Origin of the sequence: Undibacterium sp. Di26W (genome assembly GCF_049340265.1) — a bacterium.
Taxonomy (GTDB): domain Bacteria; phylum Pseudomonadota; class Gammaproteobacteria; order Burkholderiales; family Burkholderiaceae_D; genus Undibacterium.
Map to the genome: position 1 here is coordinate 38,236 of NZ_JBMPOR010000028.1, position 23,800 is coordinate 62,035.

Genomic DNA, 23,800 nt, shown 5'->3' on the forward strand with positions numbered 1-23,800 from the left:
TAACTAAACGTTATTGCGTTATTGCCGTGGTTCTTATTCAGGCCAGACGGTTTTCAACAACTGGGCCAGGTGGGCACCAGCACGGGCCAGGGCATCATCTTTCAGGCTGGCCATGGTTTTTTCATATTCAAGTGGCAAAGCAATAGACCAGTTATTGCCTTTTTGGTTCGGTGTGCTTTTGCTGAATTGGGTACCAGCAAACAAAATTCTGGCGTCGCGGATGGCATCATTGGCCCACAGCACTGGTAGCTCTTCAATGGATGCATTGGCCAATGTCAGGGTTTTGGCTTTTTTGGTCAGTGTTTCATTCATGCGGCCACGCTTGTATTGCTGCGGCAGGTCATCCCACAGCGAATGCAGATTGCCGCAAGGACATTGCAGGGCATTGCCGCCGACGGTATTGGTGCCACGGTCATACTGGCCTTCATCCGGGTTGATGATCTTGCCTTCGGCATTCAGGAAGATGGAGCCGACATGCAGCGGCTGGTGCAGGTCACCGACATAATGCGTGAGCAGGGTCAGGGCTTCTTGCTTGTCCTTGAAATTGAAGGGCTTGGGCTGAGGTTTGTCTTGCAAGACCAGGACGGCCGCACGGATGGCATTCACCACGTCATGATCGCTGGTGCCGACATAGCCGGTTTTGTATTGGTCATGTTGCAAGGCCACGTCAGCATAATGATATTGTTTGTGGCAGTTTTCTTCACCGCTGGCCGGGTTGCAATTGGTGTCATTGCGTTTGACGTAATCGCTCATGGCAGCAATGCCGGCAGCTGTTTCAAACGGCGCGCATTCTGGATAACGGCCAGTGGACGTGTAGGCATAGTCTTTTTCAGGGGAAATACCTTTGACGCAATCACCCCAGACCGCCACTTTTTCCAGTGTGTTGTCACCCAATAGTGCTTTGACCTGCGCGCCGGCCTTGCTGCCTGCCAGCAGGGAATCGGCAATCGCTCCCACGGTCTGGTGGCCATCGGCACCCCAGGCGAAACTCAATTGTGGCAAGCCGGCCATGGCCAGCATCAGGGCTGAAATCAGTATCTTTTTCATAGGAATATCAGATAGCGTTAAGAAGGGGATGCGAAAGCATCAATGGTAATACACAAAGATGACGAGGATATAGCAAACTGCAACTTTGTGTACAGATCAGAAAGCGTATTGCAGGCGCATGCTGAACACGCTGGCATGGCGGGCGTTGATTTTGCCGCTGACATAGGACACATCGTAGCGCACTGCCGCTTTGTTGCTGCTGTCGTTGCCGCCATCACCGGGCCGAAAACTGCCTGAAATGACCGGCCCGATGCGGTGCGATTGCTTGGCACCGGCTGACCAGTTGCTCCAGCTACCCAGTTCGCCAAAACCCAGCACACCAAATTCCAGGGCAGGGCGCCAGCGATATTTACCCTGCCACTGGTATTTCATTTGCGTGCTGCTGACCTGGCTACTGCGGTAAGTGCGTTCGAAAAACACATTGGCATTGACTTGCAGCCTGTCAAAATCGGTCTGCATGGCAGGGCCGAATTCAAAATCCACACCACTGCTGCTGTCGGTATTTTTATTCAGGTTGGTATGTAGTGCCAGATCGAGCGGATACTGACCGTGGGTGAGCAGGAAGTCGTTTTGCCAGGTCCAGGCGCTGGTCTCCCAGGCACTGGCACCGTGTTTTGCCCAGTTGGCAATCACTTCCGTGTACCAGGTCTTGTTGGGCATGTAACTGACACCAAGCTCAGGCACGGTCGTTGTTGCCCGGTTATCAGCAAACGAAGACCAGGATTTGAAGTCTATGGTCTTTTCACCTTCATTTTCATACAGGCTGACCAGGTAATACCCCGACCCCGCCCGCGCAGGCAGGGCAGCGAGAAAAGTGCTGGCAAAGATGGCAGTCAGGGCAATTTTTTTCATGAGATGGCTGGTGGTAATGACATGGCAACCCAGCGCTTATCATGGCATTGCCATGGAAAACTGCAAGCAATCTATGCAAAAGGGAATTAAATAAAGAAATTTATTTGTTACGTCCTGAACTTTGAACCTGAAAACTGTCCAGTTGTAAATGATATAAGTTATTCAGGCCGGTCAGCTCGGTGGCTGGCCTGGGTATCCAGTCCAGGTTTTCAAAGACGATCAGCCAATGTTTCGGCATACCCAGTTTTTCGTGTTCCAGCACAAAACGTATGGGCAGGCTGACGCCAGCCTCATTGCTTTGATACAGCACGGTCCCTTCCATGCTGGCTGAAAAGCTTAATTCCATTTTCAGGGGCTTGCCACTGTCTGGTTGCAGCCAGACTTTGGCTGTTTGTGGGCGTTTTTTCGAGCCCAGTTTGAGGGAATACACGGCCCAGGTGTCACCGTCGATTATTTGATCTACTTCTCTTTGGCGGGAAGTGATGCCACTCAGCACCAGATTGGGGTGATTGGCGATGGGGCTGGAAACGTGTGTCTTGCTGCTTGGCGTTGCACCGGGCAGGCTTTCGATACGACGTAGCGGTTCTCCATTGACCCATTTGCCCAGCTTGGCCCGCTTGGCAAACTGACTGGGGCTGAGCCAGTTCTTTTCTTCTTCGGTATAGCTGGAGTCTACCGTGGCTGCTACCCAGGTTTTGCTGAGTTCTATCTGGTTGAAAAATTTTTTCCACAGGATATCTTCATCAGCCTGGGCACAGACTGGCAAGATGGCGGTAAGGATGCTGAAGACGAACAGATGGAAAGTTTTCATGTCGGCCGCACAATTGAATGAGTAGTAACTGTTGCTCTTATAGCATTCTTGTGGCCTGATTGGCAATCTTTATTGCTTGCTTATTGCCTATTTCATTGCTTATTTCCTTACCTACTTATGTCCACTTGTTTCTCATCGCCGGTCGGGTATTCGACTTCGCTCCCAATACCAGCTAAACTTGCGTGTTTTTCTTCCATTTTTGCGGCATCAGCATGAACACCATGAACCCATCCCCAGACGACAGCGCGCAAGCCGCCAACGAGATCCCTGAGACAGTCTCAGAATCGACGGCCAGTGCGCCATCGAAAGACTTGATCAGCCGTGAAGTGGCACGTCGCCGTACCTTCGGTATTATTTCCCATCCGGATGCGGGTAAAACCACGCTGACTGAAAAGCTGCTGATGTTTTCGGGCGCAATTCAACTGGCCGGTACGGTCAAGGCACGCAAGAGCGGTCGTCATGCGACTTCCGACTGGATGGAGATAGAAAAGCAGCGCGGCATCTCGGTTGCTTCATCGGTCATGCAGTTTGAATACCGCGACCACGTGGTCAACCTGCTCGACACCCCGGGTCACCAGGACTTTTCTGAAGATACCTATCGCGTATTGACGGCAGTTGATTCGGCCCTGATGGTGATCGATGCTGCCAAGGGTGTGGAAGAACAGACCATTAAATTGCTGAACGTTTGCCGCATGCGCAATACGCCCATCATCACCTTCGTCAACAAGATGGACCGCGAAACCCGCGACCCGCTGGAATTGCTGGATGAGCTGGAATCGGTATTGAAGATACAGTGTGCACCGGTGACCTGGCCTATCGGCATGGGCAAGACTTTCCGCGGTGTGTACCACATCCTGAAAGATGAGATCTTGCTGTTCACCCCAGGTAGTGAACGTGCGGACCAGGAATTCGAAGTCATCAAGGGCATCAATAATCCGCGCCTGGTAGAGATGTTCCCGCTGGAAATCGAGCAATTGAAGATGGAAGTCGAGCTGGTCCATGGTGCCTCCCACCCTTTCAGCCTGGAAGACTTTTTGGCTGGCGTGCAGACACCGGTATTTTTCGGTTCTGCCATCAACAACTTCGGCGTGCGTGAAATCCTGAATGCCTTGCTGGACTGGGCACCGGCACCGCGTGAACGCGATGCGACTATCCGTTCAGTGGAGCCAAAAGAAACACCGTTCTCTGGCTTCATTTTCAAAATCCAGGCGAATATGGACCCGGCCCACCGTGACCGCATTGCTTTCTTGCGCGTCTGTTCCGGCCGTTTTGAACGTGGCATGAAACTCAAGCATTTGCGACTAAACCGCGAGATCAAGGTGTCGTCCGTCGTCACCTTCATGGCGTCTTCGCGTGAACAGGTGGAAGAAGCTTACGCCGGCGACATCATTGGTTTGCCCAATCATGGCAATATGCAGATAGGCGACAGTTTTTCTGAAGGCGAACTGCTGCAATTCACCGGCATCCCTTACTTTGCGCCAGACTTTTTCCGTACGGCACGTATTTTGAATCCACTGAAAATTAAGCAATTGCAAAAGGGCTTGCAGCAATTGGGTGAAGAAGGTGCGGTACAGGTATTCAAACCTGTCGTCAGCAGTGATCTGGTGCTGGGTGCGGTCGGTGTCTTGCAGTTTGAAGTGGTCGCCAGCCGCCTTAAAAATGAATATGGCGTGGATGCCGTGTTTGAAGGCACCAGCATCAGCAGCGCCCGCTGGATCAGTTGCGAAGACAAGAAAATGCTGGCCGACTTTGAACGCTCCAGCGCCGGTGGCAACATCGCTTACGATGCTGCGGGCAACATGGCTTACCTGGCGACATCGGGTGTCAACCTGAAGCTGACGCAAGAACGTTGGCCTGGCGTAACTTTCCATGCGACCCGTGAGCATGCGGCCAAGCTGGGTTAAGCCGACTGACAAGTACGAGTAAGGTACGGCTAAAGTACAAGCAACAGCAATCAAACAAGCACAAGTACAAGCAAGCGCAGGCAAAACGAGTCAACAAGCGGCTGACAGGGCAAAAAGTGCCTGTCAGCCGCTTTGTCATTGGCGCTTACAAAATTGACTTGAATGCAGATTTTAATTTGCTAACATGGTGATTTAGGCTGCATTTTTTGCGCCATGCAATGACATATGGCTGTCATACTGCAAGCGCAAAGTGGAGCTTGACCCTGTTGGTGAAACAGTATGGCTGCACGCACGATACTTCCAGGCAATTCCATTCCCTTCCCGATTTTCTGTTGCAACTTTGATGAGGAGCGTGATCATGGCATTATTTTTTATTGAAGCCGTCCGTTATGACGATAGTGGGCAGCGTATTGCCAAAGTGCGTTGGGGCAAGAGCAAGGGTGGCCAGGTCATGCCGCCCGCCATGGTAGATGATCCGCAAGAAGCCGACGTCGAGGCAGTGCTGGATACGATCGCCAATGGCGATGAAGTCATTCCCAAGTTTAGCAATGGCAATGGCATTATCCTCGGCCCTAAAGTCGTCGGCATCCTGTATGAAGATGGCGTGCGTGGCCTGAGCTCGGCGAGTGATGATTTGCCCGGCCACAGCCTGAACGATCTGCCTTCCTTCTGAAACCTGCCGCTGCTGACCCCACTGTAAGGTCAGCAGCGTGCATCCTGTCTATTTAACTTGTATGCATATGCGCAAGCCTGATATATGCAAATAAGAAATACTTCGTTGTCCTTGAAAGTCCAGTCTCCATATCATACGCAGGTCGCCGGATAATTTTTGTCTGGCCTGTCACGATTTACTGGCATTCGTCGTCACCCACGGTTGCCTGCTTTTTTCAGGAATATGATGAAACTCTCCACCAAAAAAACAATCTCCACTTTGCTGGCCGGCGTCGTTCTGGCTGGTGCGTCCCTGTCTGCCACCGCAGCCGATTTGCTCGATACCGTCAAGGCCCGTGGTACGCTCAAAATTGCGCTGGAAGGCACCTATCCTCCATTCAATTTCAAAGACACCAAAACCAACGAACTGGCTGGTTTCGATGTCGATGTCGCCAAGTTGCTGGCAGCCAAACTGGGTGTCAAGCCAGAATTCGTGACTTCTGAATGGAGCGGCATCCTGGCCGGCCTGTCAGCCGGTAAATTTGATGTCATCGTCAACCAGGTTGGTATCACCGCCAAACGCCAGGAAACTTTTGATTTCTCTGATCCTTACACCGTTTCCAGTGCCCAGCTCATCGTCAAGAAAGATGACAAGCGTGTTTTCAAAAGCCTGGAAGACCTGAAAGGCAAAAAGCTGGGTGTGGGACAGGGCAGCAATTATGAAGAACGTGCCAAAGCTGTTGCTGGTATCGAAGTGAAAAGCTATCCGGGTGCGCCAGAATATCTGCAAGACCTGGCCGCAGGCCGTGTCGATGCGGCACTCAATGACAGCCTGATGGTGGCCTATCTGTTGAAAGCGAGTGCCTTGCCGATCAAGGCGGGCGCACCTGTTGGTGAATTGGCCAAGAACGGTATTCCGTTCCAGAAGGGCAACCCAAAATTTGCCGCAGCCCTGAATACTGCGCTGGCTGACATCATCAAGGATGGCAGTTTCGCCAAGGTATCCAATAAATGGTTCGGCAAGGATGTCAGCAAGGCACCTTCGGCGCAATAAGTCGTAATTGGGCAGACATTGCTTGCAAAGAGCAATGTTTGCCGGATACGCTGTATGATTAAGTGGGTGCCCTCACTTCATATCACTATCCCCGTCCAGACAGGCGGGGATATTTCTTTTTGAAACCGCCATGGAACTTTTAGAATTGCTGCAGATGGCATCCCCGGTCATGATGAAGGGGGTTGCCTATACCTTGTTATTTGCGACAGGTGCCATGGTTGGTGGCCTGATACTGGGATTTTTGCTGGCAGTTGCACGTATATTGCCGTTTGCCGTGATCAGCACCCCGGCAGCCATTTATGTCAGCCTGATACGCGGTACGCCGCTGCTGGTGCAGATTTTTGTCATCTACTATGGATTACCTGGCATAGGCATAGAATTCTCAGCCACCGCAGCCGGTATCCTGGCGCTCAGCCTGAACGCCGGTGCCTATCTGTCAGAGAGTATACGTGGTGCGATCCTGGGTGTCAGCCGTGGCCAGTGGTCAGCCAGTTTCAGCCTTGGTTTGAACTATGGGCAGACCCTGCGCTACGTCGTGGTGCCACAAGCCATGCGTACTGCCGTGCCATCCATGAGCAATACCCTGATCAGCCTGATCAAGGATACCTCGCTGGTATCGGTCATCACCGTGACCGAATTGATGCTGGCCACCAAGGAAGTCATCGCCACCAGTTTTCGCCCCTTGCCCCTGTATATTGCCGCAGCCTGCGTGTACTGGGCGCTCAGCCTGTGTTTTGAAGTAGTACAAAGACGGCTGGAAAAACGCCTGCAAAAAGCCCATCAGGTTTGATAGCAAGTGAGCCAGCTAAGTTAACTAACTTAGTTAGCGAGCTAAGCCAGCCGACTAATCTGGCGTTGCAGTCTCTGTCTGCAATCCAATCAGATAAGCGACCGTCAGTTTGGATTGCAATGCTGCCTGCAGCAATTCGGATGGAATGACCCAGGTGTCAGAGCGTGTCATGGTCAATGTCTGGCCAGGTATCAGGCTGGCTTTATAACCATAATGGGTCAGGCAGGCAGTGATCCAGGATTCCATGATTTCCAGTACATAAAAACGCTTGCCCATTGGTGACAAAAAGCTGATGCCTTCTGGCCTGAGCCTTTCCCATAAGCCATTCGGATCAGTCGCCATTTTCACCAGTTCATTCAAGGGCAGGGTTTGCGGGTCCATCCAGCTACCGGCGAATCTTTGCATATTCTGTTGCTGCAAGACTTCTGTGGCATAGCGGTCCCAATCGCACTGCTGCAATTTTTCTTTTTCAAACAGGGCATACCAGGCATTCTCTGTTTCTTCTTCCCCACCCAGTAAATGCAGGCATTGTGACAGCGGGGGAAAACTGGGTCTCGCACCAGGAACGATAGCGGCCACTCTTTCTTCCAGGCTGGGATGGGTATCAAATTCTGAGGTGGCATGCGATTCGGCATAGTTAATCGCAGCTTGAATATCGGCCCGCTTCACCCCTGGTTTGCAAAAGCGACGAAAACCTTCAAAGATAGGCATGCGGGCACCACGATTTAATGCAGGACCAAGCTCATAGTCGAGATAGCTGGACCACATCGGTGAGATCAAATGGACTTTCTCCAGCGCGCTACGGGTGGCTGCTGGGCCAAATTTTTTTGCAGCCAATGCATCAGCGGCAAATTCCTGCCCGCGCGATACAGCGGCAGATAATTTCAAAAACCATTTACCGTAGTAACGGAAAAACACATCCAGGAAAAACATGGAATCATCGAGATCGGTGACGGTATAGGCAATCGCAGTGCGGGTACGGTATACCCAGGGCCCCAGCGACAAATCGCCAGCGACAAAGTGACCAAATTCGTGGGCGATGACCGAGCCCAGTTCCGCTTCTGACAGCGTGCCCAGCAAAGGCAGACCCAAGCCGACTTCAAGCTCTTTTATTTTACCGCGCCAGTTCTTTTTGCCACTGATAAAGGCAGATGCGACACCGATCAAATGGATATGGACGGGTGCATCCACCTTGAGTTCCCTGGCGATGCGTTCTACCAAAGCATACAGTGGGGCGGCGGTCTGGCGTGACAAAGGCTTGACGGTCGTGTTGCTCTTTTTTTCTTTGCTGCGTGGACGCAGGGAATAGGCCAGCGTCAAGGCGGCGATACCTGCGACGATACCAGAAAACTGTAGCGAGGAACGGTGATTGATCTGGGTAAGCGGTACCCAGGCCAGACCAATAACCAGGCCAAGAGCGAGTATCCAGAAACCCAGCCATAGGGCAACGACCAAGCCAGCGCGGCGGGTCAAATTAGTCTGTTGTGGTTTGCGTTGATGATCAGTTTTCATAATTAAGCTCAGCTTTGCCATTGCTTGATTGCCGTGCTGACTATACCTTGCAGCACATCTGTTTTTGCCGCCAACTGCCTTAGATTTTGCCGTTCTTGTGACGACAGTTGCGGATTGCGTGAACGGATAAAATAGGCTGCAGCCAGCACATCGGTTTCAAAGTCCACCTCATTCAGATTGACCTTTTCACCCCGTACAAATTGCTCAAAAACCGACAAATCTGCTTTGTGCATCGGCATCAACGCTTGCAGTTTATCTTTTGTGGCTTGGTCGTTAATACGGCTGGCCTCGCCGTATAGCAGTGCCAGTTGATCTGTGCCCAGATGCGCGCGTACCTGTATCGTGCTGAAACGCTTCATCAAATCCAGTGTCTGCTGTGGTGAGCTGCGCAGGCTTTGTGAAAGTTTAACCGCAGGAAGCTCACGATTTGCTACATTATTCGGCGACAGGCCGGCTTTTGCGCGGTAAATGTCCAGCAGTTTATTATCGTCATCTTCAGGCATGCTGCGCAAATATTTGTCAGGATCGCTACTACCTATTTGCCGGGCAACTTCACTGAATTCCAGCGCACGTGCAGCTCTTTCCGTGCCCTTGCTGTTATTGACTGCGGCATCCAGCAATGTAAGTGCTTCGCCCGCCCGTTGTTGTGCCAGCAATAGCCTGATCTCTGTATCAAATAAGCGGCTGGCATTTTCTGGCGAGAGCGTATGCAGTTGTAGCAAATCCTGCGCAGCGCCACGGCTGTCACCATGGATATACTTCCGCCAGATCAGGCTGCGCAAGATATTGGCATCTTTCGGGAATTTTTGTGCCAAATCCTGCATGGCCTGTAAACCTTCGATACCGCTGAGTAAGGAAGCATACAAATATTGTTCAGATGAAGAGTCAGCATGCTGGCTGGCACGTTGTGCATATTCCTTCAGCATAGTTTCATATTCACCGATGTCATCACGCAAATCCTGAATGCTACGCTCCAGCATGACGTCTTCCGGGTGTAGCTTCAAGATTTTACGGTTCAGGCGCAATGCTTCTGCATGGGAGATACTGTTCGCGACATACAGGGCAATTTCAGTGGAGCGTGATTCCCAACCCTTGAGAGCAGCATTGGCTTCCAGTGCAGGCAGCATGTCTTTTTCCTGACCATGTGAGAATGCATAGTTCAGGCAAGACATCACGCCTGGCGTACCTGCCTGTGTGATGACGGTCAATTGCTTCACGCTGAGTGTGTCCTGGTGCTTGCTCATGCTTAAGGTTTGCGGCGGTTCTGTGAACAGGTATTGGATGTCGGAAAACTCCAGCAGCCGCTTACCGCAATACACAATCTGACTCCCTCCCTGATCAGGAGTGGCGGGTTTTACTTTACGGTAGATGATGGTATTTGCTACCAGTGGTGCAGCACCTGCGATATTCCATACGTTATGGCGGTCGTTACTTTCCAGAGACTGGTCATACGTATCTATGACGCCAGCCTTGTCGGCGCTGGCTTCACCCAGTAAATGACCTACTGGCAAAGTCAAAGTGGCACGGTCCATTGCTGCCACCGTCAGCGTCTGATCACCAATCTTTACTTTTACCGGTACATCAAAGCCATTGAGTATCGTCAAATCCTGGTTGCTGGCTTCATGATAACTATGTGCTGCGCCCGACAAGACCATGATGACCAAAGCCAGTGCCAGGCCGCGTGTATATAGCCAGCCCATGATGCCCAAAGGTGCGCGGGCATAGATTTGCCATTGCCTGTCGCCTGTGCTGAGCACCACATATGAACCCATAGGGACGAGTGGTATTCCAAACAAGATGACGAAAGCGTGCAAGGCAATATGGCTACCATCGGTGTCCCGCTCTGATTCACCAACAAAACTGAAGCCGACTGAGTTGATCGTCCCCAGTGATGGCGTGCCTTTCAATGGCTTGGCAAACAGGCGGCGTTCGTTGGTCAATTCCTTGAGCAGATTCTTGTGCTGTGGCAGGCGGCGGAACAGGCGAGCCAGCACTAAAGAACGATAGACCTTGAATGGGTCACCAGATTCTATGGCCCGGCTGATTTTCGGATCATCGCTGAAGGTGCGCAACTCTGGCACACGCTGAAATAAATTGGCTGGATCAGATATGGACATACGGGTTAATTGATTAAATAACTAAAAAAATAGCTTGAGTCGCCGTGGTCGCCGTGGTCGATATGGTGGACGTGCTCTTGCTATTGTCTATTGAAAACCGATCATCAGTTTTTCCTGAACCGTGGTGCCAGCGACAAAACGACCAGTGCGGTGGCGATCGGTAATGTGGAAATGAAACCAAAATGCTTGAAACCATAAGCGCCTGTTACCGCACCAGAAAAAAAAGAGAACACCAGCAAGCCATGCAAATGCAGTTTTTGTAAATTAGCACTCACTTCATTTTCATGATGAACTTCGTCTTTATTCCTGTTCCAATAAATCATCTTGCCTAGTTCTATGCCGATGTCAGTGAGCAGACCCGTGACATGGGTAGTGCGTATCTCAGAATGGGAGATTTTTGTGATCAGGGCATTTTGCAAGCCCATCACATAACAGAGCAAGACAGTGGTGAAAGAGACGGTGATCACCGCATGTTCCTGCAATTCAGTCCCAACCAGGCCGAAAACCAGTAACAAGCTGGCCTCCAGCAGCAAGACTGGTGTGTAGATATAGCGAAACTGGTTGCGCTTGGCATAGTTGACGATCAGGGACGTACAGGCCGCACCCCAGGCAAAAGCAACCAGCATGAACAATGCGGCAAAAGCGGGCAGTAGCTTACCCAGTATCAGGTCGTCCGCGGCAGAAGAAAGCATGCCGGTCATGTGGGAAGTGTATTGTCCGACGGCCAAAAAACCACCTGCATTCAAAGCCCCGGCTACACATGCAAGACTCACTCCCAGGTGCAGATTAGACCGGGGAGTGCGCTTGGGTGATGTCAGGTTTGCGAGGTAATTGATGGGCATGCACGAAAAGGTGTATTTTTTTGCCAGTTTGACTTGAGTTTAGCCGAAAAACTGGCAAAAATGCACGTCTGTTTGCATTTGCTACCTTTGTGCATGTTGTTTTATCTCATTGTTACTTCCATCCTTAACTCACAAGTAGCTTACATGGCTGGTCTGTGCGTGGACAAAAACCTGCGATGATCCTGGAAATTCAGGGCGCAGCGCTGTATGAAATCACCCAGTGGGTTTGCTTTGTCCTGGCCGGTATCCGCTGCGCTTGCATCGGCTTCCGGGAACAGGCCCATACCTGCCATTAATGCATACCAGGAACCTATAGGGTAATACTTTTCTATATTTTGCCGACGGATTTCATCCCCCAGATCACGCCCTTCCAGCCAGGCGGCAAAAATGTGTTTGAGCGAGTCGGGGATACCATTCAGGTTGGCTGCATTGGCCTTCCAGTAGTCCGTATCGGTCCTGGTATTGGTTTTGTAATGGGCAATGATGTAGTTGCGATGACCATCAAAATAATCATTGATTTCCTGGTTGTAGACTTGTTGGGCCTGCTCGCTGAGATCGCCTTTTTCCAGGAACAGGCAAAAGATGGCGGCAGTCATTTGCGTCAGGTACAAGGCGGTTGCTTCCAGCGGTTCCAGAAAACCCTGAGACAAGCCAACCGCAAGACAATTCTTGTTCCAGTGTTTTTCGACACGTCCCAGTTTCATCTTCAGGTGGCGCACCTGGGTGTCTGATTCCAGCAGACCCAGCTTGCTGCGTAGTTCATGCTCCGCCTGGTCTGCCGTGGTGAAGGACGAACTGTACACATAGCCATTGCCAAAGCGGTTCTGCAACGGGATGCGCCACGACCAGCCATGTTTCATGGCGGTGGAGATGGTTTGCGTGGGTATCGCGTCGCCGATATCCGATGGCATGGCAATCGCGGCGTCATTGAATAAATTATCGGCATAGCTGACAAAAGGTGTTTTCAGGGTTTTGCCTATCAGCAGTGCAGCAAAGCCGGAACAGTCAACGAAGAAATCTGCTTGCATGCTGCTGCCGTCTTCCAGCACCACTGCGGTGATATTGCCGCTGGCATCCTGTCGCGCATCCGTAATGTGGGCACTGACGTGGCACACACCCATTTGCAAGGCTTTCTTGTGCAGGTATTTGCCCAGCAGCATGGCATCAAAATGATAGCCGTAGGTGGTGAAAAAAGGAAAGTGGTGGGCGGCGATAGGGGCCAGGTGTTGGTCTGCCAGTTCAGAAGACAGGAAAAACTTGTTTGGCAGGGCGCACACGTCTGCACCTTGCAGGCGCGCCTTGACGTTATTCACAAAGACCGGCAGTGTCAGGTTATCCACCATGGTGGCAAACTGGTGGAAATAACTTTCATGGCCAGGTTTGGTGGACCAGCCATCAAAGGTGATGCCGGACTTGTAGGTGGCATTACACTCTGGCATCCATTCGCTTTCCTGTATGCCGAGGTTATCGAAAAACTTTTTCAACACTGGTGTGGAACCTTCGCCAACACCTATGACACCTACCGTCGGTGATTCGACAACGGTGATTTCCACACCCTTGTCCTTGACCGAGTTGGCAATAATCAGGGCTGCCATCCATCCGGCAGAGCCACCCCCGACGATCATGATTTTTTTGATGGGTTCTTGCATGGTCATGGTCCTAGACTGTAGATACAATCGTTAGCATATCTGGCAATACAGCATGTCAATGAAAAAAAAGTGATGGGGCAAAGCGCGCCATCACTTTAAAAAATCGGGAAGAGGGCAAAAATATCCGGGCCCTCCGCCTGATCGTAACAAATTACATCTTGGCGTGCAAAGTCAGGAAGATTTGGCGACCATTTTTATACAGGGATGCCGGCAAATCTGCTGCGCCTGGGGTTTTGGTGACCGAGCTGACCAGGGGATTGTTCAAGTCCTTGCCATCCAGAGAGATCGAGAAATTGTCGCTGATCTGGTAAGCCAGGGTGGCAGACAAAGTACCAATATCGTTCTGGTAGGCAGCGCTGTTACGGCTGGTACCGTTCAGGAAGCCGGAACGATAGCTGTATGTCAGACGTGCACTGAACTTGCTGTCTTCATAGAATACACCCAGGTTATACGCATTTTTGGAAGTACCGATCAAAGTACAATCCGGGGCCAGTACATCACCGCACTTGGAACCAGGAGCCTGACCGGTTTCCTTGCCCAGCGTGTAGGTGTAGTTGGCGTTGATACCAAAGCCGGCTGGCAATGCCTGGATGTAAGACAATTCCAGACCCTTGACTTCAGCTTGTGTATTGATTGGTGTGCTCATCGCGTACACAGTGTTTTTCTTTTGGATCTGGTTGTAGAACGTGCCTGTGCTTGCGCCATAGGTCACGTAACCATCCAGAGCCGAATAGAAAAGATCGGCAGACACCATGGATTTCGGTGCGAAATACCATTCCACGCCCAGATCAACCGTGTTGGCACGGATAGGTTTCAGGTTAGGGTTACCACCGTTGCCTGTACCCTGTACGTCACGCAGATCCAGACCAGCCATCTGGCCCAGTTCAGGGCGTGCCATGGTGCGGGAAACACCAAAGCGAGCGACGATATCCTTGGTCACATCCAGACGGAAGTTAGCACTTGGCAGGAAATCGACATAGCTGTTCTTATAGGTTTTCGGCTCAAAGTTGCCAGATGGGCCGATTTCGTTACGGGTAACTTCTTCGCTGGTGCGGGCAACACGGACACCAAAATTGCCACTGAAGCCTTCACCACCAAAATCAGCCATCACGTACGCCGACTGGGTTGGTTCCTTGATGGTGAACTCATTTTGCAGCAGGTGACCGCTGTAGTTGGTGTACTGGGACAGCCAGGCATTCACTGCAGACTGAGAGAAAGTCCAGTAACCGGCACCATTTGCACCCAGGTCATTAAAGATGCCAGGGAAAGCCGTCAGGCCGGACATTGGCAGGTTGGCTGCATTCGACAAACCTGGCAATGCATTGACACCGATAGAGCTCAGTTCACGCTTGTGTTCTGCTGCGCGGAAACCAAAACGAACGGTAGGAATGCTGGTGAGGTCGGTTTTATACACGCCGTCGATTTGTGCATAATCTTCTTTATCGTTGGCGGTGACGTGAGAACCGTAGGTGTACGGTGCGCCAGGCGTACCAGGTGCGCCATTGTTGAAGCCACCGATAGAGAACTTGTCTGCACCCGGCGTGACATACGTCACTGCCTTGTCGGTACCGTTGATGGTGTAGCTGCCACCTGTCCATGGCATCCAGATACCCATGGCGCCGCTGACGGTATTACCCAGGCCTTTTGTGGTGCCCAGTTTGCCGCTCAAAGTGAAACGGTCGTTAACACGGACTGAACCGTCGATGTTAAAGAACTGTGACTGGCTTTCTGCGATAGGGCGGGAGAAAATTTCCTGCACTGCGCTGGACATGCCGCTACAAGGGATGCAACCTGCCGGATTACCCACGTTTAACTGGCTGATGACGCCCTGGCTCAAGGTGCCGGTGATGGCGCTGGAAGGGAAACCTGTGGTCGCCCAGGATGGACCCACAAAACGGCCCAGTGACTGCATGAAGTTGTGGTTGATGTTTGGTGCATCCAGGTGTGACTGGAAGGCGGTCACATCTATGTTCACATCGTTCGATGGCTTGAACTGGAAGTCGATCAAACCGCCCTGACGGGTACGCTGCTGTTCAAACCAGGCAGTACCACCGAGGAAGTTGGTGATGGCACCAGATGCCGGTGAAGTCGCTGTATTGGCTGTACCCGCACCTTTGATGGCGCTGTCGATAGGGCTGCCAACATCAACCTTGTCCCACCAGATCTGATTCTCTTGCCCGGCACGGCTGAGCGTACGTTTTTGATGGAAACCCTGCACCAGGATACCCATGGTGGACGCATCATTTTTCCATGCGACCATGCCACTTATCTGCGGATCGGATTTGCTGGAATTTTCAGAATTGACCATGCCGATACTGGCCTGGGCATTGAATTGTTTTTTGAAATCCAGCGGTTTGCGTGTTTCGATATCCACTACGCCTTCAGCGCCGCCTTCCAGCAGGTTGGCTTGTGAACCTTTGTGTACTGTCACACGGCCGATCAGTTCAGATGGGAACAGCGAGAAGCTCACGCTGCGGCCACCGCCAACAATATTATCGGCAAACCAGTCACCGCTGGAAACAGAATGGCCGTTCAAGGTCGTCAAGGTCAGGCCAAACGGTGTGCCGCGCAGGGCAACACGGTCATTTTCACCAAAGCTGCCTTCGCCACCGCCTGCGGCAGCCACGCTGACACCAGGTACGCGTTGCAGTGAGTCGGCAACGTTTTTATCCGGCATCTTGCCGATGTCTTCAGCAGTAATGACTTCAACGAAAGTATCTGCATTACGTTTTTGATTCATGGACTGTTGCAGCGATGCGCGAATACCAGTAACGACCACTTCTTGTGGTTCTTTTGGTTTTGCTGCTTTTTCTGTTTCTTGTGCCTGCGCTTGCATGGCGACGCTCATGACCAGAAGTGCAACTGCGGATGCCATCGGCGTTAGATTACTTCTCATCGGACTCAATTTATTTTGCATTTAGTTCTCCTTCGGTTAAGACCTGCCGACCACTTCAGGTCATTACAAAAAATTGCTTACTCCCCCAAATACCTTACGCACTTGACATAGACGACAGTGACTATTTTCGGTACCACCCGCTGCATCATAAAAATTCATTCTGAGTTAACTACCACTCGAAACAACTACACGGGATGTCACGAACTTTAGTGATGGCTAAACAGGTTGTCAATCGGTATCTAAGTGGTATCTATGCGATGTTTGATTGGTTTCTATTTTGTCATGGTTATATCGTGTATGCATATGATTTTATTGGATAAATTATTTTTTTAAATTTGCCAGTTATAGAAGTGGACTGATGTTTTAAACCCACAGCCTGAACTTGAACGGCAAATTTTCGATAAGGAAAGTGGATTTAAAGTGGAATTGATTCTGGTTTTTTTTGATGGAATTTCTGTGCGACAATTTTCAGCAGCTTATGGCTTTGGTGAGCCTGCCTGAAGCTGGTTTTTTGGGGGAGGGAATTTCTAAAAGCAAGACACCTTCACACCGGTTGAATATAGAACCAAGCTGAATGCGGCTTAATGTGGGGCCTCAAAATGCCGCACTGCGGCAAGTTAGATTATTGGTGGAATCTTGCTGGTATTCATCGTTATCATTCCCCGGACTGGCGGTTTTCGTAATTGCGCCAGACGGCAGGGCGCAGCAGAATGCAAGCTCAAATAAAGCTGTTTATTCTAATAATACGAGACTCCCGCCATGTTAAAACCCCTGCTGTTCGCTTTGGCGACGCCGCTTTTGCTCAGTTTTTCACACGCTGCCGAGGTGCGTCGCATCAGTGTTGATGTCAACGCGCCGGTTGTGCAACGTGATCACTTTGCTGATTTATCCGTTGGTTCTGACTATCCGGGTACGCTGATCAGGGAAGACAGTCTGGCGCAATTGCGGACTGTGAAGGATGAACTGGGTTTTCGCTATTTACGCTTCCATGGCATTTTTCATGATGTCCTGGGCACATATACTGAAGCTGACGGCAAACCGGTCTATAACTGGACCAAAATTGATTATCTGTTTGACCGCATGTTGGGTATGGGCATCAAACCCTTTGTCGAACTGGGTTTCACGCCACATGCAATGCGAAGCTCTGAGCAGACGATCTTTTACTGGAAAGGAAATACTTCGCATCCCGACCCGCTAAAGTGGACGGCACTGGTGGATAATTTTGTACGCCACCTGCAAGCCCGTTATGGTGTAGAAGAAGTCAGAAGCTGGTATTTTGAAGTCTGGAATGAACCGAATCTTGACGGTTTCTGGGAAAAGGCAGATCAGGCAGCCTATTTCGATTTATATGAAAGAAGCGCCCGCGCCATCAAGGCCATAGACCCGCAACTGCGGGTAGGCGGGCCTGCCACCGCCGGTGCTGCCTGGGTGCCTGAATTTTTGGCGTTCACCCATAAGACGGGCGCACCGGTTGATTTTGTCACCACCCACACCTATGGTGTCGATGGTGGATTCCTTGATGAGAATGGTGCAAGTGACACCAAATTATCCGTTTCACCTAACGCCGTGTCCGGTGATATACACAAGGTGCGAGCACAAATCACAGCGTCTTCGTATCCAGAGTTGCCACTGTTCTTTACCGAGTGGAGCACCAGTTATACACCGCGTGATCCGGTGCACGATTCTTACATCAGTGCCGCTTATATCCTCAGCAAATTGAAAGCCACCGAGGGCGCGGTGCAGGGCATGAGTTATTGGACTTACACCGACCTGTTTGAAGAACCAGGTCCGCCAACCGCGCCGTTTCAAGGTGGTTTTGGTTTGCTCAATCCTGAAGGGATACGCAAGCCTGCCTATTTTGCCTACAAATACCTGCATCAGTTGGGCGAGTCTGTCATTGCCACCCAAGATACGCAAAGCTATGCCACGCACACAGACAAGGCACTGCAGGTGCTGGCATGGGATTTTCATCAACCTGTGCAGAACAAGAGCAACCGTGGTTTCTATACTACCGTGCAGCCAAGCAAGGCAATTGCACCGCTGGAACTGGATGTCAGTGGCCTGGAACCAGGAAATTACACCGCCTACATTTACCGCACTGGTTTCAGATCGAATGATGCCCACACCGCATATCTGGAAATGGGTTCGCCCGCTAAGCTGAGTACGACGCAACTGCAAGCATTGCAAGATTTGACGACAGACAAGCCCGAGCTTCGCCAGGTGAAGGTACACCAATCGACCAGGGCCAGCATCAAAATTGACATGCGTGAGAATGATGTGATCCTGGTCAAGCTGCTGCCGAACGGAAAAAAATGGCTTGCCAGGTGTTGCCAGTCACATCGCAAATTTAATTTGCCAAGGCGATGAGGTCAGCATGTTGGCTAGCTGCTTTTTCAGGCTTAGCAGCCAGTTACTTTCGGTAGCCCGATAGCCCGATAGCCAGATAGCCCAAAAGATCACAAGCCAGCACAAGTCTCTATCGCACAGCCTCTTTATGTCGTCACGCTGTTGTTGATAGTTTCCCTGGTCATTGTTGTGATTACTTTATTTAGGACACGCAGCAAAGAATTGACTTCAAAAAAAGACTTCACTACTCGCTATTGTTGTAATGCCCATGGAAAATCAAGAGCAATTCCGGTTTTATGCCCTACGCATTTCAAGCATACCTGCCTTCCCTTATCGTTGGAGCTGATTTCATCATGCGCAAAAAACTGACTGTCAAAAAAATCACCAGGGCGGTAAGCTTTAACCAGACCCGGCGCAATTTGATGCTGGGCATGGCCGGTTTGTATGGCACGCCAGCGCTGCTTATGGCGCAAAATACACAGTCATTAAAAAACACGAATACACTGTGGTACAAGCAAGCAGCATCTTGTTGGGAAGAGGCGCTGCCGCTGGGTAATGGCCGCCTGGGTGCGATGGTCTTTGGCCGCGTGGCGCAAGAGCGCCTGCAACTTAATGAAGATACCTTATGGGCTGGCGCACCGTATACGCCAGACAACCCGGATGCGCGTACAGCCTTGCCAGAAGTTAGGCAACTGATCGCCGATGGCAAATACAAAGAAGCAGCGGATCTTGCCGGTAACTATATGATGGGCAACCCTCTGAAGCTGATGCCCTATGGCAGCCTGGGTGATGTGTTGCTGACGTTGACGGGCGCGACGCAGCCCAGGCAATATGAACGCCAGCTTGATCTTGCAACGGCGATCAACACTACTTCATACCAGACAGCGGATGGCGCATTCGTGCGCGAAGCGTTTGTGTCGGCGCAAGACCAGGTCATCGTCATGCATATGACGGCAGAACAAGCCAGGCTGGATATTGAACTTGCCTACCGCAGCCCACGCAAGGTGAAATATCCATCCTCTGATTATCAAGGTGCCGATGGTTTAAGCAAACCGACAACGGTTGAATGGTTGAAGACGGAAGCGGCAGGGGTGTTGAGCACCGACACCACGATGGTCGCTGACGGCAAAGACGCTGTCCTGATCACGGGTAGCAACGAACCTGGCGCGGATGGCAAATCGGGCAAATCGGGCTTGCCTGGTTTGCGTTATGCACTGCGTATCAAGGTGCTTGCCGACGGCAAGTCCAGTCTGGCAAACAGTGTGTTGAAAGTCCGCGAGGCGCGGACCGTGACATTACTGATCGCCGCTGCTACCAGCTATGTCAATTACCACGATGTCAGCGGTGACCCGGTGGCGTTGGTCAGGCGTCAAACCGAGCAGGCTGCAACAAAGCCTTATGAACTGCTCAAGAGTAATCACATCCGCGATCATCAGGCGCTGTTCAACAACATGTCCATAGCCCTGGGTAGCACGGCGCAGGCAGCCCACCCCACGGACATCCGTATTGCTGCTGCCGAAACCACAGAAGACCCTGCCTTGTCTGCCTTGTATGTTCAGTACGCACGTTACCTGATGATTTCTTCCTCGCGCCCCGGTACACAGCCAGCGAATCTTCAGGGTATCTGGAACGAAGGCACCAACCCGCCATGGGGCAGCAAATATACTATCAACATCAATACGCAAATGAACTACTGGCCGGCAGACCCCGCCGGCTTGGGGGCTTGCGTGGAACCATTGCTGCGCCTGGTCGAAGACCTGGCAGTGACGGGTGCCAAAACTGCCAGGACCATGTATAACGCCAGCGGCTGGGTAACACATCACAATACGGACCTGTGGCGCGCAGCTTCGCCCAACGATGGGCCGCGCTGGGGCCTGTGGCCTTGTGGCGGCGCATGGTTATGCAACTCGGTATGGGATCATTATGATTACAGCCGCGATGCGGACGTACTGACGCGACTGTTTCCGGTCATGCTGGGGGCGTCAGCGTTTTTCCTGGACACCTTGATTGAAGATCCCAAAGGCCGGGGTTTAATTACTTCGCCCTCACTCTCGCCAGAAAATTCGCATCCGTTTGGAACCTCGTTGTGCGCTGGCCCGGCCATGGATCGCCAGATCGTGCGCGACTTGTTTAAAAACACACTGGAAGCGGCGCGTCTGCTGAAACAACAACCGGCCGTGATTGAGCGCATCGCCAAGGCTTTGCCGCAAATAGCAATCGACCGGATTGGAAAAGCCGGACAATTGCAAGAATGGCTGGATGACTGGGATACGCAGGCTCCCGAACAACATCATCGCCACGTTTCCCATCTGTATGCCATTTATCCCAGCAGCCAGATCAATCTGCGTGATACACCAGATTTGTTGCAAGCCGCAAAAAACAGCTTGCGCCAGCGCGGCGACCTGGCCACAGGCTGGGGTACGGCATGGCGTATCTGCCTGTGGGCACGCATGGGCGATGGTGATCACGCGCACAGCATATTAAAGGCATTGACCGGCCCCAAGCGTACCTACCCCAATATGTTTGACGCCCATCCACCATTTCAAATCGATGGCAATTTTGGTGGCGCAGCCGGTATCATGGAAATGCTGCTGCAGTCCTGGGGTGGGGAAGTTTTCCTGCTGCCAGCCTTGCCTTCCGCCTGGCCATCAGGTGAAGTCAAAGGCATGCGCGCACGCGGTGGGCTGAGTGTGGATATGCAGTGGCGTGCTGGCAAGCTGGTGTCAGCGACCCTACAGGGGCCACCAGGCGCAGCGCTGCGCCTCAGCTATCGCGGCACCAGGGTGGATATCAGCCTGGACGCAAAAGGTATGCATCGCCTGCAAGTGCCGGTGGCGACCACATAACAAATCAGCTCTGCAAGAAAACTGCAGAGCTGATATTCAAACTGACATTCGAGCTTAAATTCGCTCCTGACCAATCAAGCTTGGTCGGCAGGTACCTTCCAAAACCGCACCGCCAGTGCGGCCAGTGCTGTCACAGTCGCCAGGCCGGTTACGCCTGTCCAGCCCCATTGCGCCAACAGGGCACTGCCCAGTGTGGCACCTGCCGCCATGCCGATGAACATGCCAACAAACAGCACCGCATTCAGGCGGCTACGTGCGCCAGGGTCTATGCCATACACGATGGTTTGATGGGCGATCAATGTGGTTTGTACTCCCAGGTCAAAGCCGACAGTGCCTATACCCAGCAACCACAGTTGCGCAGCGGGCGACAGCAAAGGGCTGAGGTTCATTGCCGCAAAAGATACCGCTGTCAGACCCGCACCAAGTTTGGTCACTACACCTGGCCCATGTTTGTCGGCCAGGTGGCCAGCCATGGGGGCCGCCAGTGCGCCAACCGCGCCAGCCAGACCAAAGGCACCCGCGACCGCACTACCCATATGAAACGGCTCTGCATGCAGCATCACCGCCAAAGTGGACCAGAAAGCGCCGAAGCCCATCGCCAGAAAACCCTGTGCCAATGCAGCACGACGCAGCGTGCCGTGACGGCGCAACAGGCCCAGCAGCGAACCCAGCAAGGCGCGATAGCTCAAGCTGGTGGTCGGCACAAAATGCGGCAACCCGCGCCAGATGGCGGCAGCGATCAATGAAACACCGGCAGCAGCCAGCACAAACATCGTGCGCCAGCCAAAATGTTCTGCCACAAAACCACTGATAACACGCGACAGCAAGATGCCCATCAACAGACCGGTCATGACCGTACCCACCACCTTGCCGCGCCGTGATTCATGCGCCAGCGTGGCAGCGGCGGGCACAATATCCTGCGCCATGGTGGCGGTCAGCCCGATAGCCAGACTGGCGATTAACAGTACGCTGAGTGACTGCGCAAAAGCTGCCGCAATCAGCGACACCACCAGCAAACCGGCTTTGATAAGAATGATATTGCGGCGATCATGTTTGTCACCCAGCGGTGCCAGCAGCAAGATACCCAGCGCATAGCCCAATTGCGTCAGGGTAGGCACAAAGCCGATATCCAGGTCGCTGACACCAATCTCCGTAGCCAGTATGCCCAGCATGGGCTGGCTGTAATACAGCGATGCCACCGACAGACTGGCGCCACTGGCCAGCAACAGCACCAGCGATGAAGAAGGCTGCTGGTGTACCTCACTGCTATTGTTGCTTGATTGCGCTACGTGAGTGGTATGCAGTACCAGAGCAGGGGTCGGCCGGCCTGATGCACTCTGATCATGCGGATTATGAATGGAAGACATGGCTTGCTCCTTGGTTTCGTGAGGATTTAACGATTGAAACCAGTGTATTGCGCCGCAAAATAAAACGGTAGTAGCATGGCTTGCAGATTTGTTATACATTTAGCGTATGATCAAGACACTTATTCCTCGCCCCGATAATGCTGACAATGCCGCCAATGTGGCCACAGCGGCCCTGATGACAGGGGCAGGTGACCGCATAGAACTGATGCAGACCTTCGTCCGCATCGTCGAGGCAGGCAATCTTTCTGCTGCTGCCGTCCAGTTGGGCACGACCCAGCCGACAGTCAGCCGCCGCCTGCAGTCGCTGGAACAATTGTTGGGCGTGCGCCTGCTGCATCGCTCTACCCATAGCATGCGTCTTACTGTGGATGGCGAGCGTTGCTACGAACATGCCAGAAACCTGCTGGTCAGCTGGGCCACGCTGGAATCGGATATACGCGGCACCAATGAAGAACCAGAAGGCGTGTTGCGGGTAGTCGCACCGCACGCCTTCGGGCAGGAACGCCTGATCAAACCGCTGGCCGATTACCTCAAGCGCTATCCGCGTGTATCGGTCGAATGGCTGCTGCATGACGACATCTCGCTGCAAGACTTCATCTCTGCCGGCATAGACTGCGCCATCCAGGTCGGCGAAGTCACCGACTCTTCGCTGGTGGCCATCAAGCTGGCCGAAGTACCACGCATCGTTGTCGCCGCACCGTCCGTGCTGGCCGGCAGACCAGTGCCGCAGCAGGCCATTGATCTGGCAGGCTTGCCATGGCTGTCTTTGCGCACGTTTTACCGCAATGAAGTATTCCTGCACCACGTACACACCGGCGAAATCCAGCGCCTGTCCTTCACCCCCCGCCTGAGTACAGACAACCTCTACGCCCTGCGTACCGCAACGCTGGAAGGCCTGGGGGTAGGAATAGGTTCCACCTGGATACTGACCGACGACCTGGCCGCAGGCCGCCTGGTACAACTGGCCCCGCAATGGCAAGCCTCAGCCTTGCCCGTGAACCTGGTCTACCCCTATGCCCGCTTCTATCCAGTACGTTTGCGGCGGTTTATCGAAATGATACGGGCGGCGGTGCCGACTACGTTGCATGGGTGAGTGGTGGAGTGGTTTGAATCGCA

16 protein-coding genes are annotated in these 23,800 nt (G+C 52.3%); 7 read left to right on the forward strand and 9 right to left on the reverse strand.

Annotated elements, in window-relative coordinates; all coding sequences use genetic code 11:
- Window positions 1-33: 33 nt before the first annotated feature.
- The 3 genes from ACO0LM_RS25025 to ACO0LM_RS25035 form a co-directional block, all read right to left on the reverse strand.
- Window positions 34-1,047 carry a S1/P1 nuclease gene (locus tag ACO0LM_RS25025; protein WP_423041034.1) on the reverse strand — a complete coding sequence of 338 codons (1,014 nt, stop codon included), beginning with the start codon at window positions 1,045-1,047 and terminating at the stop codon, window positions 34-36.
- A gap of 96 nt (window positions 1,048-1,143) precedes the next feature.
- Entirely contained in the window at window positions 1,144-1,899 is a 756-nt protein-coding gene (locus ACO0LM_RS25030; RefSeq protein ID WP_423041036.1) for a hypothetical protein, read from the reverse strand.
- Window positions 1,900-1,999: 100 nt separating this feature from the next.
- Window positions 2,000-2,710, reverse strand: a complete 711-nt coding sequence (locus ACO0LM_RS25035; RefSeq protein WP_423041038.1) for a hypothetical protein — start codon at window positions 2,708-2,710, stop codon at window positions 2,000-2,002.
- Window positions 2,711-2,931: 221 nt separating this feature from the next.
- Here ACO0LM_RS25035 and ACO0LM_RS25040 point away from each other — a divergent pair, with 221 nt between their 5' ends.
- From ACO0LM_RS25040 to ACO0LM_RS25055, 4 genes are all read left to right on the forward strand, one after another.
- Window positions 2,932-4,614: a peptide chain release factor 3 gene (locus ACO0LM_RS25040; protein WP_423041040.1), complete on the forward strand. Its 1,683-nt coding sequence runs from the start codon at window positions 2,932-2,934 to the stop codon at window positions 4,612-4,614.
- A 358-nt stretch (window positions 4,615-4,972) separates the two neighbouring features.
- Window positions 4,973-5,287 (forward strand): hypothetical protein, encoded by a 315-nt coding sequence (locus ACO0LM_RS25045; protein WP_423041042.1) that lies wholly within the window; start codon window positions 4,973-4,975, stop codon window positions 5,285-5,287.
- Window positions 5,288-5,512: 225 nt separating this feature from the next.
- Entirely contained in the window at window positions 5,513-6,319 is an 807-nt protein-coding gene (locus tag ACO0LM_RS25050) for a cystine ABC transporter substrate-binding protein (RefSeq protein WP_423041115.1), read from the forward strand.
- A gap of 130 nt (window positions 6,320-6,449) precedes the next feature.
- Window positions 6,450-7,109, forward strand: a complete 660-nt coding sequence (locus ACO0LM_RS25055; protein WP_423041044.1) for an amino acid ABC transporter permease — start codon at window positions 6,450-6,452, stop codon at window positions 7,107-7,109.
- Window positions 7,110-7,163: 54 nt separating this feature from the next.
- On the opposite strand, the gene ACO0LM_RS25060 is transcribed toward ACO0LM_RS25055, so the two are convergent.
- From ACO0LM_RS25060 to ACO0LM_RS25080, 5 genes are all read right to left on the reverse strand, one after another.
- Window positions 7,164-8,621 carry a M48 family metallopeptidase gene (locus ACO0LM_RS25060; protein ID WP_423041046.1) on the reverse strand — a complete coding sequence of 486 codons (1,458 nt, stop codon included), beginning with the start codon at window positions 8,619-8,621 and terminating at the stop codon, window positions 7,164-7,166.
- Between the two features lie 8 nt (window positions 8,622-8,629).
- The gene (locus tag ACO0LM_RS25065; RefSeq protein WP_423041048.1) at window positions 8,630-10,738 is read right to left on the reverse strand and encodes a hypothetical protein; all 2,109 of its coding nucleotides are present in this window, start codon (window positions 10,736-10,738) and stop codon (window positions 8,630-8,632) included.
- Window positions 10,739-10,842: 104 nt separating this feature from the next.
- Window positions 10,843-11,580, reverse strand: coding sequence for a YoaK family protein (locus ACO0LM_RS25070; protein ID WP_423041050.1), 738 nt, complete (start codon window positions 11,578-11,580; stop codon window positions 10,843-10,845).
- Between the two features lie 140 nt (window positions 11,581-11,720).
- Window positions 11,721-13,229, reverse strand: a complete 1,509-nt coding sequence (locus ACO0LM_RS25075) for a tryptophan halogenase family protein (RefSeq protein ID WP_423041052.1) — start codon at window positions 13,227-13,229, stop codon at window positions 11,721-11,723.
- A gap of 151 nt (window positions 13,230-13,380) precedes the next feature.
- The gene (locus tag ACO0LM_RS25080) at window positions 13,381-16,146 is read right to left on the reverse strand and encodes a TonB-dependent receptor (protein WP_423041054.1); all 2,766 of its coding nucleotides are present in this window, start codon (window positions 16,144-16,146) and stop codon (window positions 13,381-13,383) included.
- A 738-nt stretch (window positions 16,147-16,884) separates the two neighbouring features.
- On the opposite strand from ACO0LM_RS25080, the gene ACO0LM_RS25085 reads away from it, so the two are divergent.
- Window positions 16,885-18,492 (forward strand): GH39 family glycosyl hydrolase, encoded by a 1,608-nt coding sequence (locus ACO0LM_RS25085; RefSeq protein WP_423041056.1) that lies wholly within the window; start codon window positions 16,885-16,887, stop codon window positions 18,490-18,492.
- A gap of 332 nt (window positions 18,493-18,824) precedes the next feature.
- Complete coding sequence (locus ACO0LM_RS25090) at window positions 18,825-21,317, forward strand: glycoside hydrolase family 95 protein (protein WP_423041058.1); 2,493 nt, start codon at window positions 18,825-18,827, stop codon at window positions 21,315-21,317.
- 74 nt (window positions 21,318-21,391) lie between these two features.
- Here the strand turns inward: ACO0LM_RS25090 and ACO0LM_RS25095 are convergent, their stop codons facing one another.
- A complete protein-coding gene (locus ACO0LM_RS25095; protein WP_423041060.1) occupies window positions 21,392-22,684 on the reverse strand; it encodes an MFS transporter in 1,293 nt (430 codons plus the stop codon).
- Between the two features lie 175 nt (window positions 22,685-22,859).
- Here ACO0LM_RS25095 and ACO0LM_RS25100 point away from each other — a divergent pair, with 175 nt between their 5' ends.
- Window positions 22,860-23,777 (forward strand): LysR family transcriptional regulator, encoded by a 918-nt coding sequence (locus tag ACO0LM_RS25100; protein WP_423041117.1) that lies wholly within the window; start codon window positions 22,860-22,862, stop codon window positions 23,775-23,777.
- Window positions 23,778-23,800 lie beyond the last annotated feature (23 nt).

Bases quoted from the DNA above. Each gene is read 5' to 3' on its own strand.
- ACO0LM_RS25070 (WP_423041050.1), bottom strand. From the start codon at position 11,580: ATGCCCATCAATTACCTCGCAAACCTGACATCACCCAAGCGCACTCCC.
- ACO0LM_RS25050 (WP_423041115.1), top strand. From the start codon at position 5,513: ATGAAACTCTCCACCAAAAAAACAATCTCCACTTTGCTGGCCGGCGTC.
- ACO0LM_RS25095 (WP_423041060.1), bottom strand. From the start codon at position 22,684: ATGTCTTCCATTCATAATCCGCATGATCAGAGTGCATCAGGCCGGCCG.
- ACO0LM_RS25025 (WP_423041034.1), bottom strand. From the start codon at position 1,047: ATGAAAAAGATACTGATTTCAGCCCTGATGCTGGCCATGGCCGGCTTG.
- ACO0LM_RS25035 (WP_423041038.1), bottom strand. From the start codon at position 2,710: ATGAAAACTTTCCATCTGTTCGTCTTCAGCATCCTTACCGCCATCTTG.
- ACO0LM_RS25090 (WP_423041058.1), top strand. From the start codon at position 18,825: ATGCGCAAAAAACTGACTGTCAAAAAAATCACCAGGGCGGTAAGCTTT.
- ACO0LM_RS25085 (WP_423041056.1), top strand. From the start codon at position 16,885: ATGTTAAAACCCCTGCTGTTCGCTTTGGCGACGCCGCTTTTGCTCAGT.
- ACO0LM_RS25100 (WP_423041117.1), top strand. From the start codon at position 22,860: ATGACAGGGGCAGGTGACCGCATAGAACTGATGCAGACCTTCGTCCGC.
- ACO0LM_RS25045 (WP_423041042.1), top strand. From the start codon at position 4,973: ATGGCATTATTTTTTATTGAAGCCGTCCGTTATGACGATAGTGGGCAG.
- ACO0LM_RS25075 (WP_423041052.1), bottom strand. From the start codon at position 13,229: ATGCAAGAACCCATCAAAAAAATCATGATCGTCGGGGGTGGCTCTGCC.
- ACO0LM_RS25030 (WP_423041036.1), bottom strand. From the start codon at position 1,899: ATGAAAAAAATTGCCCTGACTGCCATCTTTGCCAGCACTTTTCTCGCT.
- ACO0LM_RS25080 (WP_423041054.1), bottom strand. From the start codon at position 16,146: ATGCAAAATAAATTGAGTCCGATGAGAAGTAATCTAACGCCGATGGCA.
- ACO0LM_RS25060 (WP_423041046.1), bottom strand. From the start codon at position 8,621: ATGAAAACTGATCATCAACGCAAACCACAACAGACTAATTTGACCCGC.
- ACO0LM_RS25040 (WP_423041040.1), top strand. From the start codon at position 2,932: ATGAACCCATCCCCAGACGACAGCGCGCAAGCCGCCAACGAGATCCCT.
- ACO0LM_RS25065 (WP_423041048.1), bottom strand. From the start codon at position 10,738: ATGTCCATATCTGATCCAGCCAATTTATTTCAGCGTGTGCCAGAGTTG.
- ACO0LM_RS25055 (WP_423041044.1), top strand. From the start codon at position 6,450: ATGGAACTTTTAGAATTGCTGCAGATGGCATCCCCGGTCATGATGAAG.